This window comes from Tahibacter amnicola (assembly GCF_025398735.1).
Taxonomy (GTDB): Bacteria; Pseudomonadota; Gammaproteobacteria; order Xanthomonadales; family Rhodanobacteraceae; genus Tahibacter; species Tahibacter amnicola.
Genome location: NZ_CP104694.1, coordinates 5,929,308 through 5,943,469 on the forward strand (window position 1 = coordinate 5,929,308; position 14,162 = coordinate 5,943,469).

Below are 14,162 nucleotides of genomic sequence, written 5' to 3' on the forward strand. Positions count from 1 at the left end.
GCATGTGGTCCGCGTACGCCGGATTTTACGAATGCTGGTTTGAATGCGTGCGCCGCACGCTGGCCGAGGTAAGCCATGAGCAAAGACCAACTGTTTCTGCTGCGCGCCGATTTCAGCGACGCCCGCCTCGGCGACACCGCGTTCTACTGCCCCAGCTGCGCGCAGATCGAAGGCCTGCTGAGCTTCTATTCCCGGCTGCGCCAGGATCTGGATATCCGCTATGTCGACTTCCCCAAGCCCCGCGCACCCATCGTGGCGCTGATCGGCGAGGACCACCAATCCTGCCCCGTCCTGGTACTCGGCGAAGCGCATACGGCCGAGGGCGCCCGCGTCAGCACCGCTACCGGCCGCCACTTCATCGCCGGATCGCAGGCCATCGCCGCCTACCTTGCGGCGCGGTACGGGATTGGCGTGCCGCATCCCTGACAGACCCTCCCGGGCTTGCCGCCGGCACTATTCCAGCCGGTCGACGACTACCGCGATGTAGCAGTGCCACCAGCCGGACAGCGGCCTGGCTGGACCGCCATCCGAGGCGCCCCATTCGGGAAAACATCCGCATCGGGACGGGCATCTTTTGGTGGATGCCATCCTCCTATTTGATGGATTCCACGTACCGAATGCGGGCAGCGGCCGACGGCACTGCGATGTGATCAACGGCGGCGAAGCATTTGTCGTATCTGTCGCGCTTCGCATGCCGATTTGTCAAGTATATCCAACATCTGGTGAAAAATTCGCCCGAAAACGTGAAGCACATTTACTTTTTGCCGGCCTGTGGTATGACTCACATTCCGCCGATCGACCGATACTGTGCTCCGCAGGGGGCGGGTACGGCGGTCCTTTTCTGGAGGGTGTACCGATGTCTACCAAGCTGTTGCTGGGTCTCAGTTCGTTATCGGCTGTACTGCTCGCGGGATGTGCCTCTACTTCATCATCGTTGCGGGCCGATCACGACGCCCATTCCCACGCCGGTAACAAGGCGCTGCTGATCGCCGCCCAGCGCGGCAAGGAACGGGAAGGACCGAAACAACGTTTTGACGCGCCGCGCGAAGCGCAGCGCTTCTTCGTCGAGCAGCGTCTGCCGCCCGACGCTACCGAGCTGGACCCGAAGCTGTACGAGGCGGCGCGCCGCCAGGCCGACCAGCTGGCGTGGTATTCCTCGGCACGCAACTCGATCGTGCAGGGCGCCGACTACGGCATCCTCAACGAGCTGTCCTCCTGGCAGTCGCTTGGACCGGGCAATATCGGCGGCCGCACCCGCGTGCTGCGATTCCACCCGTCCAATCCCAACATCATGTACGCCGCGGCCGTCGCCGGCGGTGTCTGGAAGTCCACGAACGCCGGCACCACCTGGACGCCGCTGAGCGATCTCGCCGGCAACCTGGCCGTGGTGTCGATGGCCATCGATACGACCAACCCGAACCGCATGTGGGTCGGTACCGGTGAAGGCGTATTCAACGGCGATGCGGCACGCGGCGCCGGTATCTTCGTCAGTAACGACTCGGGCAACAGCTGGAACCAGCTGCCGGCCACCGACAACTCGGACTTCTTCTTCGTCAACGACCTGATCCAGAGCCCGAACTCGGCCAACACGCTGTATGCCGCCACGCAGACCGGCATCCTGCGCTCGCTCGACAGTGGCGCCACCTGGACCAAGGTCGTCGACAGCAGTGCCTCGGGCATCAACGTCTTCGGCGGTTGCTTCGACCTCTCAGCCATTCCCGGCGGTCCGCAGGACACCATCCTGGGCACCTGCGGCACGTTCGGCGGCAATGCCACCTTCTCGGCCCTGGCCAACGGCGTGATCCTGCGCAACACGGACGCCGCGGGCGCCGGCACCTGGACCTCCGTCCTGTCGTCCGGCACGCCGGGCACGCAGGGCCGTTCCATGGTCGCCGTGGCGCCGTCCAATCCGCAGATTGTCTACGCCCTCGTGGCCGGCGGCGACGGTGCCCCGGGCACGGTCGTGGACGGCCTGCTGGGCGTCTGGCGTTCGGCCGACGGCGGTGCCACCTGGACGCCGAAAGTCCAGAACGACGGCACCAATGCCAACAAGAACCTGCTGCTGACCAATCCGGTCTACGGCCGCCTGCTCGAGTGCGAGTACGGCGCGGCCAGCGAGTACTACAACCAGGGCTGGTACGACCTGATCCTCGCGGTCGACCCGGTCAATCCGGACCGCGTGTGGGCCGGTGGTATCGACCTGTGGCGTTCCGACGACCAGGGCGACAACTGGGGCATTGCCTCCTACTGGTGGTTCAACAGCACCGATCCGAACTACGCCCACGCGGACAACCACGGGCTGTTCTTCCACCCGAACTACAACGGCACCACGAACCGCATCCTGTATGCGACCAGCGACGGCGGCATCTTCCGCACCGATGACGCCACCGCGGCGGTCGGCACGGACGCCAGCGCCGGCACCTCCAACTCGATCTGCGGCAACGAAAACCTGCCGGCCCTGACCTGGACCAACCTCAACAACGGCTACAACGTGTCGCAGTTCTACAACGGCACCGTGTATCCGAGCAGCCAGACCTACTTTGGCGGCACCCAGGACAACGGCACCCTGCGCGGTTCCGACGGCGGTCCCAATGCCTGGGACATGATCAACGGCGGCGACGGCGGCTATACGGCGGTCGATTCGACCAACACCCAGGTGCTCTATGCCGAATTCACCGGCATCAGCATCGTGAAGTCGACCGACGGCGGCGCCAACTTCAACGATGCCGTCACGGGAATCGCCGACGCCGGCATGTTCATCAATCCGTTCACCATGGATCCGAACAACTCCAGCCGCCTGTGGACCAGCGGACGCCGCCTGTGGCGCACCGACAACGCCGCCGGCAACTGGACCCAGGCCTCCAGCAACCAGCTGTCGATCAGCTCGCCGTTCACCAGCTCACACCGGTTCAGCGCCCACGCGGTTGCCCCGGGCCTGTCGGATCTCGTCGTTGCCGGCACCAGCCAGGGCCAGCTCTATCGCACCACCACGGCAACCACCGCGACGTCCGCCACCACGTGGACCTCGACCACGACCGGCGCGAACGGTCGTCCGCGCAGCGGCCTGGTCGGCATGATCGCGTTCGATCCGACCCAGAACGAGACCAACCCCAATGAGCGCACGGTGGTTGCGGTCTATGCCTCGTTCAACAGCGCAGCCACGTTCGGCGGCGGCCTGACGGCTCCGCACGTGTGGAAGAGCACGGACGGCGGCCAGACCTGGACCGGCATCGACGGTACGGCCGGCGCATCCATCCCGAACGTTCCGGTGCACAGCGTCGTCATCGATCCGACCACGGCCAATGCGCAGCGCATCTTCGTCGGTACCGACATCGGCGTGTTCGTCACGACCGACGGTGGCCAGACCTGGCTGCGTGAGAACGCCGGTGGTGCCAACACCATCATCGAATGGCTGATCGCGAAGAAGAACCCGACCACGAGCCTGTGGGAACTGTTCGCCTTCACCCATGGCCGCAGCGCGTACAAGACCACGTTTGCCGCCGGCGACTACCTGTTCGCCAACGGCTTTGATTGATCGACTGTAGGGGCTTCCTGCCGGCCCGGGCGCCACGCCCGGGCCGGTGAATCCCGATGCTCACGCAGGGGGAGCCGCCGTCCGCCAGGTGTCGTGACAGGCACCTGGCGGCACGTTGAACTCATACGCCTCCCGCACCGCCCGGTACGTGCCGCCAGCGAGTCCGCTAAACTCGCCGTCCATCCCCTGATGCCGGCGCCGCATGCTCTACGCCCAGATCCATCTCACCCTGCCCGCCTGGGTGCACGACACCATCGACCAGTCTCGCCGCTACCTCTCCGATGAGGAGCGGGTTGGCGTGGCAATCGCGCTATCGCGCCGCAATGTGGAAATGAATACCGGCGGCCCGTTCGGCGCCGCGGTGTTCGACCAGGATGGCGCCATCGTCGCCGTCGGCGTGAATCGCGTCGTGGAGCACAATTGCTCGGTGGCCCACGCGGAAATGATGGCCTACATGACCGCCCAGGGCCGCACCCAGCGCTTCCGCCTGAACGACGACGGCCGCCGCTATGCGCTGGCGACCAGCGCACAGCCCTGCTGCCAGTGCTACGGTGCGACGGTATGGGCTGGCGTGGACGAACTGCTCATCGGCGCACGCAGTGAAGACGTCGAAGAACTCACCGAATTTGACGAGGGCCCGCTGCCCGCCGACTGGATCGGCGAGCTGGAACGCCGCGGCATTGCCGTGCGTCGCGACATCTGCCGCGACGACGCACGTGCCGTGCTGTCGCTCTACAGCGCGCGCGGCGGCCTGATGTATTGACCAGCGCCGCGACCGGAGACTTCCGGCCACGGCACGCGGTGCGCAAAGAATCCGTCCCAAGGACCCGACAATGTCCCACCCCCTTGCCAGCGGCGTACTGGTCTATTGCCGCAGCGGCTTCGAAGGCGAGGCGGCGCAGGAACTCGACACCGTTGCCGCGCACGCCGGCGTCGCCGGGTTTGCACGCACGGAACGTGGTGCGGGCTTCGCCGAATTCGTGCTGGTGGAACCCATGCCGGCGGAAGCACTGCTGCAGGCCATCGGCTGGCCCCGGCTCGTGTTCGCCCGTCAGGCCGTGGCCGTACTCGACCAGCTCAAGGGACTGCCGCGCGAGGACCGCCTCACGCCGCTCCTGGCTGAACTGCCGACGGACTTCGCCGTCGCCGACGCCTGGGTGGAATCGCCCGATACGGATGACGGCAAGGCGCTCACCGCGTTCTGCCGCAGCTTCGGCAATGCCCTGGTGCAGGCCCTCAAGCGCGACGCGCGCCTGGTGCGCGACAGCCCGTGGCGGCTGCATGCGCTGTTCCCCCATGGCGATCGCTGCTTCCTGGCGGTTGCCCATACCGCCTTGTGCGCGCCCTGGCCACTGGGAATTCCCCGGCTGAAGTTCCCGCGCAATGCGCCCAGCCGGTCGACGCTGAAGCTCGATGAAGCCATCCAGGTGCTGCTCACGCCCGGGGAACGCGAGCGCTGGTTCAAGTCCGGCATGACTGCCGTCGACCTGGGTGCGGCGCCGGGCGGATGGACCTGGCAGCTGGTCCGTCGCGCATTGCATGTCACCGCCGTGGACAACGGGCCGATGCAGGAAGAATTGATGGCCGGCGGCCACGTCACCCACCTGCGCGAGGACGGATTTCGTTACCAGCCCAAGCGCCGCGTCGACTGGATGGTCTGCGACATGGTCGAGCAGCCGCGTCGCGTGGCCGAGCGGATGGGCGAATGGCTGGCCGAAGGCTGGTGCCAGCGTTCCATTTTCAACCTCAAGCTACCCATGAAGAAGCGCTACACCGAAGTCCAGCAGGCGTTCGAGCGCATCCATGCCCTGGTGCACCGCCGCGGTGGCCAGGTGGAACTGCGCGCCAAGCAGCTCTACCACGACCGTGAAGAAATCACGGTATTCGCCCGCGTTCTGGCGGAGAAGTAGTCCGCAACACGCCGTGCCGGAAAGCACGGGCCGCCGGGGCGGCCCGTCCCCTCCCCTCCCGTCAGTGGTGAGGCGTACGGGCGGTCAGCGATCGCCCGGTTCCTGTGTGCAGACGACGCAGACGCCCGCGGCGCCCTGCGACAAGTGGTAGTTCTGGTGATGGCCCTGGTCGTAAAAGGTGGCCGGCACCTCGACGACCGGCGCACCGGTGCCCAGGTCCGTGTTCATGTTCCCACCGGACTCCTTGCAGAAGGAGTAAGCCATGCGCGCGGCGACCGACCAGTCGTCGCCGAACTGTCCGCAGGTCTGTGTCACGCAGGGCGTCTCGCTGGCACAGGTGCCGTCACGCAGGCAGCGGCGGTATTCCCGAAGTTCCGCCGTGGAAAAGCTGAATTGCTTGACCACCACCGCCGTGCCCGCCGAGCACCAGTCCATATGGCCGAGCAGGCCGTGACCGGACGCCGTGCCCATGGCCAGCGTGAAAGCAGCAGCAAGTCCAAGACGTATCCAGCGATGCATGAGTGAGCTCCGGTCAGCGGTTGCGATGACCGGCGATCCTACTGGCCAACCCCTTCCATTCGCAGCTGGATTGGCGGGACCAACCCGGGAACGAATCCGCGTAAGACCTTGAACAATAACGAAGTGGAACTGGGAACATTCTGTGGTCCGCCGCATCGGCGCAAGCGCGGCGAACCCGACCATGGCGCACGGGACAGCCATGCCGCCTGGGGGTTTTGCCGAATACCACCGGTAGCAATCGCTTCGTAGACTGGACTCGTCAATACGGCGGCGCACTGCGAGGGGGCGGCGATGCCATTCTCGATCATCCGCATCACACCCAAGGGATCGCTCTGGACGGTGGATCACGGTGCCGGCGGCACCGGCGTCCACTACAGTCGCGATCGCGCGTTCTCGGCCGCAATGGCCGACGCGACCCGACGTGCGCAGGGCGGCGAGCCGGTTATCGTGGAATTGTCGGTCGGCGGCCGGCCGCTGGATCGCTGGCGCGTCGACCCGGACGGACGCGTAAGCCCGCAGGACCTCTCAGACAGCGCTCCCCGGGCCGGTCTGCACTGAGAACGCTTCGCTTCCCGTTCGACCGGCGTCGCCGCCCTGTGTTAGCACCAGGCAAAACCTCGGCCCCGATCACCGGTCGCTGCAAACGCGGCTTCGCCGCAGGAATCCAGACCGGCTTTCCCGCGCGACGAACGGCAACCGTCGACGACGGATAATTTATTCCGTTGATTTCGTTCGAGAATATTTTCGTCGACCTTTCGTCGGGACAAGCCGTCCCGAGGGGGGCACGCTTCCGGCGCTGCATAACGCCAGCGTCGCCCCTTTACACCATGTCACTGCCCCGGATCTTCCTGTTGTCCACCGCCAGCATCTCGCTGATGCTCGCATCGCCGTTGCGCGCGGATGAGCTGCCCTACCGGCTGGCCTACCAGTCCAACGTCGCACCGGATACCGACCACCCCGGCAGGGACGGCGCCCTTGCCAGCGGCCTGGACCTGGACGGCGACGGGCGCGTGGATCTGGTATCTGCCGTGCGCTATGCCCAGAACGCCGAGAAGGGACCGATGCGGCTCTTTCTGAGTCTGGGCAACGGCCGGTTCCGTCGCAGCAGCATGTCCTTCTGGGATTCGGGCAGTCGTGTGTTCAGCGGCGGCTTTCTGGCCGGTGCCGACTTCAACGCCGACGGACGTACGGATCTGGTCTTTGCCGACAATGACGACAGCTTCAACGGTAGCCGGGTGTTGCGCGTCATTGGCAACCTGGGCGCCGGAAACTTTCGCCAGCGGCAGGTCATCGTTCCGCCCAACCAGACCGCCGACACCTGGATCAACGCCGCCGTCATCGCCGACTTCAATGGCGACACCCGCCCCGACCTCGCTGCGCTGGATCGCTATTTCGAGGCCGGGCAGACGATGGACGGCGCTGCGCCGAGTGGCCTGGTCGCCTGGGGACAGCCCAATAGCGCCACGACGCCCTTCGACGCCGGGCAGACGCGCTTTCCAACCATCCCCAATGCGTTCCTCTTCACCGCGGCCGACTTTACGCGCGACGGCAGGGCGGACCTGCTGGTCGTCAACCGCGAGGGGCGGGCAGGCCTGACCAGTTGCACCAGCAATGGCGCCTGCAGTCTGCAGAGCGCGTTCAACTACGACACTACCAGCCGTCCCGACCGCGGATTTGCCACCGGCATCACGCCGGGCGACCTGAACGGTGACGGGTTTACGGACGCACTGGTTGTGTACGTGCACCGCGCGTCAGTCACGGATCCCGGCGTTTTCAGCCTGCGAGTACTACGCAACAGTGGCGGTTCCGGCGCATTGGCGGTCGACCCACAGGTGCTGGAAATGGACCGGGATTGCGGCGACCAGCTGATCTCCACGCCACGCATCGGCGACTACAACGGCGACGGCAACAACGACATCCTGATGCATTGCCGAAAGTACGGATTTCCGTTCTTCATATCCTACGGTCGTGGCAACTTCAGTTTTGATCCGCCAGTACTTTTTGATTTTTACATTTCGGATCCCTTCATCCGCGCAACAGGCCTGGTCCGCGGCGACTACAACGGTGACGGCAAAACCGACATCGCGGTCCAGACCGACAGAGGCGTGCGCGTGTTTGTCCACTATCCACTCGACCGGCTGTTTGCCAATGGCTTTGACTGAAGCGCGGCCGTACCCGGACCGGCATCACCGCACCCCCACCTTCACTATCCGTGTTCCCGCCATGCATATCCGCCGATCACCCTTTGCACTCCTCACTCTGCTGCTCGCGTCCAGCGCATACGCGCAGCAGGCTGCGTACGAATTCAAGGAATTCCTGCCGATGGGCGGCTATACCCGGCAATCCTTCGCCGGCAGTGATACGCGCTTGCTGTATGGAACCGATTTCAACCGCGATGGCCGTGCTGACCTTGTGACCAGGAGCAGAAGTGCCGTAGCCGTCTACGTCAACCAGCACGATGGAAGCTTTATCCACTATTGGAGTATTCCAACGGAAGGCTCCTCCACCGCCGTCGGTGGCGGAGACATCGATGGCGACAATTGGCCGGATCTGCTGGTGAGCTCGCCGCCGAGTGCCGTGCAACGCTTCATCAACAACCGGGGCAACGGATTCACCCCCGACTCCCAGACCCTATCGCTGCAACCCACCGGCCGGCACCCGATGATCAATGACCTTCTGCTGGCTGACTTCAACCGCGACAATAAGCTGGACATTGTGGCGCTGGACAGCGACCCGGCGAATCCGGATCGCGCCTATACAATCGGCGGCAGCACCTTCCTTCATCGCACCAGTGCTGCCCTGCTGTGGGGGCAGGGCGGCGGCGCATTCGCCGCCGACAGCGCCAGACCACGCGTTCCGGTCGCCGAGTATCCCCTTCGCGCACGCGTCATCGATCTCAACGACGACGGCAACCTGGATGTGGTCACCAACAGCGGCACCAGCCTGCACCTGCTGCAGAACCACTATCAGTCCGGCGGGCTGTTGCCGGCGCTTTCCTTGGCTCCCGTGTCTGCGAACGCGTCGGTGCACGGCGATATCCTGGGTGTGAGCACTGGCGACCTCAACGCCGATGACCGCAAGGATCTGGCCATCACGTACTACACGAACGCACCGCCCACCGGCCGTGCGTACCGACTCAAGTTCTATCGCAACGCCACGCCACATCCACAACTGCGCTTCGTGCTGGAAGCAGATCCGGCGGAAATCACCCTGCCCGCTCCCGGAAATGGCCTGGCCGTTGCGAACTTCAACGATGATGCCCACAACGACATCATCGTTGGACTCGAATCCGCAGGTGCGGCCAGCATCGCGCTTTACGCCGGGCGCGGCGGTTTCAGTTTCGATCCTCCGGTGACTATCAACGGCGGATTCAGTGCCGGCGAACTGGTGACAGGCGACTTCAATTCGGACAATCGCCCCGACATCGCGGTCGTGGATATCGACAACAATCGCGTCGCCATCTATCTGCACCGGTGAGGGTGACGTCAAGGCGACTCCGACAAAGGCCCGCCATAGCGGGCCTTTCCTTTTCGCAGCATCGATGACGCGAAGCGGCGCGCAGGAAACGTTGCAATGCAGGGGACCGGATAGGTGTCGATCGAGGGGGGTCTGCCCAGGCTACGAAGACAGAGGTCCGCCAGTGCTTTCGGGAGAAGGTTTGAAGAAGTGGTGGGCCGTGAAGGATTCGAACCTTCGACCAACGGATTAAAAGTCCGCTGCTCTACCGACTGAGCTAACGGCCCACGGGGAAGCAAGACACGGCGCCGGAAGGGCCAGCGCGCGAGGGACGCGAAGTGTAGGGCCTGATCTGCCGGCAGACAAGCGGATGAGGCGGGATGCGCCAGGATTGTTCAGACACGAGCCGACAGGCGGCCAGTGCGGTCAGCGGTACCGCGTCGGGTCGGCGAGCCCGGCTTCCCGAAAGCCTTCCGCACGCAGGCGGCAGGCGTCGCAGTGGGCACAGGCACGGCCGTCCGCGTCGGCCTGGTAGCACGATACAGTGGCGGAGAAGTCCACGCCCAGGCGGACGCCCTCGCGGGCGATGTCCGCCTTGCTCAGCCGCATCAGCGGCGCATGAACACGCAGCCCGGCCCCTTCGACCCCGGCCTTCGTCGCCACGTTCGCCAGTTGCTGGAAGCTGTCGATAAAGGCAGGGCGGCAATCGGGGTACCCGGAATAGTCCACTGCATTCACGCCGCAGAAGATGTCACTCGCACCGAGCACCTCGGCCCACCCCAGCGCGATCGACAGCATGATGGTGTTGCGCGCCGGTACGTAGGTGACGGGGATGCCGGCGCCCCCCTGTTCGGGCACGTCGATGTCAGCAGTCAGGGCCGAGCCGCCGATGCTGCGCAGGTCGACGGTCACCGTCTTGTGGGCGACGGCACCGAGCTGGGCGCAGACGCGGTCTGACGCCGCCAGCTCGGACGCATGGCGCTGCCCGTAGGCGACGCTCAGCGCGTAGCACGCATAGCCCTGGGCCTTGGCAATGGCGAGGACGACGGCGGAGTCCATGCCGCCGGAGACAAGTACGACTGCGCGTTTCTGCATAGGTCTGCCCGTGGTCGGCGCGCGGCGCGCAGCCGGGTTGATGGTGAAGCCGATTCCTGCGCACGGCGTGCAGGGCGGTCAGTGGCCGGGTTCGTCGCCCCACAGCAACTTGTGCAACTGCAGCTGCATGCGGACAGGCAGGTGGTCCGCGAGGATCCACTCGGCCAGCTCGCGCGGCTTGAGCGACGCGTGCACCGGCGAGAACAGCACCTGGCAACGATCGGAAAGCCGATGCTCTGCGGTAACCGCACGCGCCCATTCGTAGTCGGCGCGATCGGCCAGGACAAATTTGACCTGATCGTGCGGACGCAGGTGATCGATATTGGACCAGCGGTTCCGCTTGAGTTCGCCCGATGCGGGTGCCTTCAGATCCACCACCTTGCGCACGCGCGGGTCGACGGCAGAGACATCCAGCGCACCGGAGGTCTCCAGCGACACCTCGTGGCCCGCGTCGCACAGGCGCTGCAGCAGGATCAGGCAACGTTTCTGCGACAGGGGCTCGCCGCCGGTGACGCACACGTGCCGGGCGCCATGGCGGGCCACCTCGGCCACGATCTCGTCGATCGTCCGCCATTGCCCGCCATGAAACGAATACGTCGTATCGCACCAGACGCAGCGCAACGGGCATCCGGTCAGGCGAACAAAGACAGTCGGCCACCCGACGGCGTCGGCTTCGCCCTGGATCGAATGGAAGATCTCGGTGATCCGCAGCCGCTCGGGATGCCGGGCGGCCAGGTTCACGGGGTTCTGTACGGCTTCAGCCGACATGGCCGTAGCCGCCGGAATCTCGGAAGGACGCGCTTAGCGCGCGCCCTCGAGCTTGAGCGCACGCAGCCGGCCCTGGGCCAGGCGCGCGACGGTGGTATCCGGATACTTCTGCACGACCTTGGTCAAAGTCTTCTCGGCCGAGTCCCATTGCTTCAGCTCGTACAGGCAGTAGCCCGTCTTGAGCATGGCATCGGGCGCCTTCTGGCTGTCCGGATAGACCTTGAGCAGCGTCTGGAAGGTTTCCAGCGACACGCGGTAGTTCTGCGTGACGTAATAGGACTCGCCCAGCCAGTAGTAGGCATTGGCGGTCAGATCACTGTTCGGGTAGGTGTCGATGAAGGCCTGGAACTTTTTCGCCGATTCGGCGTAGCGGCCTTCCTTCAGGGCACCGAAGGCTTCGTCGTACGTGGCCTTTTCGCCGGCCGGATCGATACGGCGCGTGGGCGGCTCGGGTGGCACGTCGGCGTTGATCGGCTCGCGCGTGACGGGACGGTCGACCGGGCGGTCGAGTGCGGCATCGTCGCGGTCCAGCATGGGGTCGGCGGCACGCGCCGGTTCCGGGCTGGCGCCATTGGGGTTGCCGAGCTGAATGTCTTCGAGCTGGCCGGAATTTTCCGCGGCCGGACGTCCCGTGCCACCGCCTTCGAGGCGGCCGAGACGGGAATCCAAATCGATATATTGCTGCTTGTTGCGCTCTTTCAGCTCATCGAGCTGATGGCGCAGTTGCTCGACCTGGCCGGTGAGCTGCTGCAGTTCAGTCTGCAGCGACTGGATCTGGTTGATCAGATCCACATTGCCTTTGCCCGCCTGGGCGTCGGCTTCCAGCTTGGCCACGCGCTCGGCCAGGCTGAGGCGTTGGGCGGCGACCGGCATGGAAACAGTCGCGGCGGCCATGGCCGCCGCGACTGCAATGCTGGCACCGAGCTTGGTCTTGAGGAACGTTCGCATCGGTGTCAAAGAGGCTTACTGCGCGTAGACGATTTCGACGCGACGGTTCTTCGACCAGCAACCTTCGTTGTGGTCCTTGCAGGTCGGACGCTCTTCGCCGTAGGACACGACGTTGAGGGACGCGCGCGAACCAGCGGACGACAGGGCCGACTGCACAGCGTTGCCGCGGCGCTCGCCCAGACCCAGGTTGTATTCACGCGAGCCGCGCTCGTCGGCGTTGCCTTCCAGGGTCACCTTGTAGTCCGGGAACTGGGCCTGGAATTCGGCGTGGCAGGAGATCTGCTGACGGAACTCGTCCTTGATCTCGGTCTTGTCCAGATCGAAGTAGATCACGCGGCTGCGCAGGCAGGCGTCGGTTTCCAGGCTTTCGCGGGTGTACTTGCCGGTGTTGTCCTTCGGCTGGGTGATTTCCTTGCGGTCGCCGCCATCGGACGGCGGGGTCGGCTTGGCAGCTTTCTTACAACCAACGGCGGTAACGCAGAGCAGCGCAGCAATTGCAATCCGAATCGAGTTATTCATGACTTTTGTCCTTCGAAGGTCAGGTCTTAATTTACTAAGGTCAGTAGCACGCGCCGGTCACCCGGCGTCTTCATTTATCGTTGCCGGAACGGACCCCACGACGGCTCACGCACATCGCCATCGGCCAGGACAAGCCGCTGGCGCACCCGACCGTCGGCCGATACGGCGTACAAAACGCCGCGCGGTCCGTCGGTTGCGGCATACAGCAGCATGCTCCCGTTCGGTGCGAAGCTGGGCGATTCGTCGACACTGCCGGGCGACACCATGGTCACCTGACTGCCCTTGCTCCGGTTCAAAACCGCAATACGATACACATTTCCGGCCCCCTGTGCCATAGCGATCTTGCTGCCGTCATAGGCGATGGAGGCTTTTGCGTTGTATTCGCCGGCGAAGGTAACACGGCTGGCGTCGCCACCGGTGGCCGGTACCTGGTAGAGCTGAGGCTTGCCGGCCCGGTCGGACGTGAATATCAGATTCTGGCCGTCCGGGGTCCATACGGCCTCGGTGTCGATGGACATCTGGCTGGTGATCCGGGTGATCTCGCGGGAGCCCAGGTCCATCACGAAGATGTCCGGGTTGCCCAGGTAGGAGAGGGTCAGGGCCAGCCGGTTGCCGTCCGGCGAGAAGGACGGGGCGCCATTGATGCCCTTGCGGTTGGAGATGACCTGGCGCGAGCCGGTGGCGATTTCCTGGATATAGATCGCCGAATCGCCCCGCTCGAACGACACATAGGCCAGCTTGCGCCCATCCGGCGACCACGACGGCGACAGCAGTGGCTCACGCGACTTGACGACCACTTGCGGGTTGTAGCCGTCCGAATCGGCGACCATCAGCGCGTACTGGATGTTCGGTTGCACACCGGCGGCGGTGACGTAGGCGATGCGGGTCCAGAAAGCACCGCGGACGTTGGTGATCTTTTCGTAGACCAGGTCCGCCACCTGGTGGGCGACGCCGCGCAGGTCCGACCGCTGGCCGGTGATCGCCAGGCCCAGCATGCTGCGCCCGCTGGCCACCTCGAACAGCTCGAACTCGACGCGCAGTGCGCCACCTTCGGCGTCCATCACGCGGCCGACCGTGATGTACTGCTGGTCCAGAATTTTCCAGGTCGGGAACTTGATCTCATTGCCACGCGTGGGGAATTCCACGACGCGGTCTTTTTCCAGCGTGCGGAACTGGCCGGAGCGGGCCAGGTCCATGCGGACCACTTCGGAGACGTCCGTCTCCGGCGGGACGCCGGCGCCTTCGAAGGCGAACGGCACGATCGCGATCCGGTGGGCGGTTTCCGTGCCGTCCCTGATGACGATCGTGGGCACATCACCACTCAGGCCCTGGGCATGCGCCACGGCACCGAGCATCGTCAGCAGCAGGAACGCGCCCCATCGGGCAAAGGTTGTCACTCGCATGTCGGTTCG

Annotated in this window: 13 protein-coding genes and 1 tRNA gene; 7 read left to right on the top strand and 7 right to left on the bottom strand. The window is 65.0% G+C overall.

Features of this window, described 5'->3' with window-relative positions:
* Positions 1-75 precede the first annotated feature (75 nt).
* The 4 genes from N4264_RS23395 (at position 76) to rlmM (ending at position 5,445) form a co-directional block, all read left to right on the top strand.
* Positions 76-426, top strand: coding sequence for a DUF3088 domain-containing protein (locus N4264_RS23395; protein WP_261694625.1), 351 nt, complete (start codon positions 76-78; stop codon positions 424-426).
* Positions 427-856: 430 nt separating this feature from the next.
* Positions 857-3,535, top strand: a complete 2,679-nt coding sequence (locus N4264_RS23400; RefSeq protein ID WP_261694626.1) for a WD40/YVTN/BNR-like repeat-containing protein — start codon at positions 857-859, stop codon at positions 3,533-3,535.
* A gap of 202 nt (positions 3,536-3,737) precedes the next feature.
* Complete coding sequence (locus tag N4264_RS23405; RefSeq protein WP_261694627.1) at positions 3,738-4,298, top strand: nucleoside deaminase; 561 nt, start codon at positions 3,738-3,740, stop codon at positions 4,296-4,298.
* Between the two features lie 70 nt (positions 4,299-4,368).
* A complete protein-coding gene (gene rlmM / locus N4264_RS23410) occupies positions 4,369-5,445 on the top strand; it encodes a 23S rRNA (cytidine(2498)-2'-O)-methyltransferase RlmM (RefSeq protein WP_261694628.1) in 1,077 nt (358 codons plus the stop codon).
* Positions 5,446-5,529: 84 nt separating this feature from the next.
* Here the strand turns inward: rlmM and N4264_RS23415 are convergent, their stop codons facing one another.
* Positions 5,530-5,964, bottom strand: a complete 435-nt coding sequence (locus N4264_RS23415) for a hypothetical protein (RefSeq protein WP_261694629.1) — start codon at positions 5,962-5,964, stop codon at positions 5,530-5,532.
* Positions 5,965-6,255: 291 nt separating this feature from the next.
* Here N4264_RS23415 and N4264_RS23420 point away from each other — a divergent pair, with 291 nt between their 5' ends.
* The 3 genes from N4264_RS23420 to N4264_RS23430 all read left to right on the top strand — a co-directional run bounded on the left by N4264_RS23420 (position 6,256) and on the right by N4264_RS23430 (position 9,441).
* Entirely contained in the window at positions 6,256-6,522 is a 267-nt protein-coding gene (locus N4264_RS23420; RefSeq protein WP_261694630.1) for a hypothetical protein, read from the top strand.
* A gap of 269 nt (positions 6,523-6,791) precedes the next feature.
* Positions 6,792-8,126: an FG-GAP repeat domain-containing protein gene (locus tag N4264_RS23425; protein WP_261694631.1), complete on the top strand. Its 1,335-nt coding sequence runs from the start codon at positions 6,792-6,794 to the stop codon at positions 8,124-8,126.
* Positions 8,127-8,187: 61 nt separating this feature from the next.
* Positions 8,188-9,441 (top strand): FG-GAP repeat domain-containing protein, encoded by a 1,254-nt coding sequence (locus N4264_RS23430; protein ID WP_261694632.1) that lies wholly within the window; start codon positions 8,188-8,190, stop codon positions 9,439-9,441.
* Between the two features lie 190 nt (positions 9,442-9,631).
* Here N4264_RS23430 and N4264_RS23435 read toward each other — a convergent pair.
* The 6 genes from N4264_RS23435 to tolB all read right to left on the bottom strand — a co-directional run bounded on the left by N4264_RS23435 (position 9,632) and on the right by tolB (position 14,153).
* Positions 9,632-9,707 (bottom strand) — tRNA-Lys (locus tag N4264_RS23435).
* A 139-nt stretch (positions 9,708-9,846) separates the two neighbouring features.
* The gene (queC, locus tag N4264_RS23440) at positions 9,847-10,515 is read right to left on the bottom strand and encodes a 7-cyano-7-deazaguanine synthase QueC (RefSeq protein ID WP_261694633.1); all 669 of its coding nucleotides are present in this window, start codon (positions 10,513-10,515) and stop codon (positions 9,847-9,849) included.
* A gap of 78 nt (positions 10,516-10,593) precedes the next feature.
* Positions 10,594-11,283 carry a 7-carboxy-7-deazaguanine synthase QueE gene (gene queE / locus N4264_RS23445; protein WP_261694634.1) on the bottom strand — a complete coding sequence of 230 codons (690 nt, stop codon included), beginning with the start codon at positions 11,281-11,283 and terminating at the stop codon, positions 10,594-10,596.
* A 33-nt stretch (positions 11,284-11,316) separates the two neighbouring features.
* Entirely contained in the window at positions 11,317-12,231 is a 915-nt protein-coding gene (gene ybgF / locus N4264_RS23450) for a tol-pal system protein YbgF (protein ID WP_261694635.1), read from the bottom strand.
* A 15-nt stretch (positions 12,232-12,246) separates the two neighbouring features.
* Positions 12,247-12,750 (bottom strand): peptidoglycan-associated lipoprotein Pal, encoded by a 504-nt coding sequence (gene pal, locus N4264_RS23455; protein WP_261694636.1) that lies wholly within the window; start codon positions 12,748-12,750, stop codon positions 12,247-12,249.
* 74 nt (positions 12,751-12,824) lie between these two features.
* Positions 12,825-14,153, bottom strand: a complete 1,329-nt coding sequence (gene tolB, locus N4264_RS23460) for a Tol-Pal system beta propeller repeat protein TolB (protein ID WP_261694637.1) — start codon at positions 14,151-14,153, stop codon at positions 12,825-12,827.
* Positions 14,154-14,162: the final 9 nt, after the last annotated feature.

Bases quoted from the DNA above. Each gene is read 5' to 3' on its own strand.
- ybgF (WP_261694635.1), bottom strand. From the start codon at position 12,231: ATGCGAACGTTCCTCAAGACCAAGCTCGGTGCCAGCATTGCAGTCGCG.
- queE (WP_261694634.1), bottom strand. From the start codon at position 11,283: ATGTCGGCTGAAGCCGTACAGAACCCCGTGAACCTGGCCGCCCGGCAT.
- N4264_RS23430 (WP_261694632.1), top strand. From the start codon at position 8,188: ATGCATATCCGCCGATCACCCTTTGCACTCCTCACTCTGCTGCTCGCG.
- rlmM (WP_261694628.1), top strand. From the start codon at position 4,369: ATGTCCCACCCCCTTGCCAGCGGCGTACTGGTCTATTGCCGCAGCGGC.
- N4264_RS23400 (WP_261694626.1), top strand. From the start codon at position 857: ATGTCTACCAAGCTGTTGCTGGGTCTCAGTTCGTTATCGGCTGTACTG.
- N4264_RS23425 (WP_261694631.1), top strand. From the start codon at position 6,792: ATGTCACTGCCCCGGATCTTCCTGTTGTCCACCGCCAGCATCTCGCTG.
- N4264_RS23395 (WP_261694625.1), top strand. From the start codon at position 76: ATGAGCAAAGACCAACTGTTTCTGCTGCGCGCCGATTTCAGCGACGCC.
- N4264_RS23420 (WP_261694630.1), top strand. From the start codon at position 6,256: ATGCCATTCTCGATCATCCGCATCACACCCAAGGGATCGCTCTGGACG.
- tolB (WP_261694637.1), bottom strand. From the start codon at position 14,153: ATGCGAGTGACAACCTTTGCCCGATGGGGCGCGTTCCTGCTGCTGACG.
- N4264_RS23415 (WP_261694629.1), bottom strand. From the start codon at position 5,964: ATGCATCGCTGGATACGTCTTGGACTTGCTGCTGCTTTCACGCTGGCC.
- pal (WP_261694636.1), bottom strand. From the start codon at position 12,750: ATGAATAACTCGATTCGGATTGCAATTGCTGCGCTGCTCTGCGTTACC.
- queC (WP_261694633.1), bottom strand. From the start codon at position 10,515: ATGCAGAAACGCGCAGTCGTACTTGTCTCCGGCGGCATGGACTCCGCC.
- N4264_RS23405 (WP_261694627.1), top strand. From the start codon at position 3,738: ATGCTCTACGCCCAGATCCATCTCACCCTGCCCGCCTGGGTGCACGAC.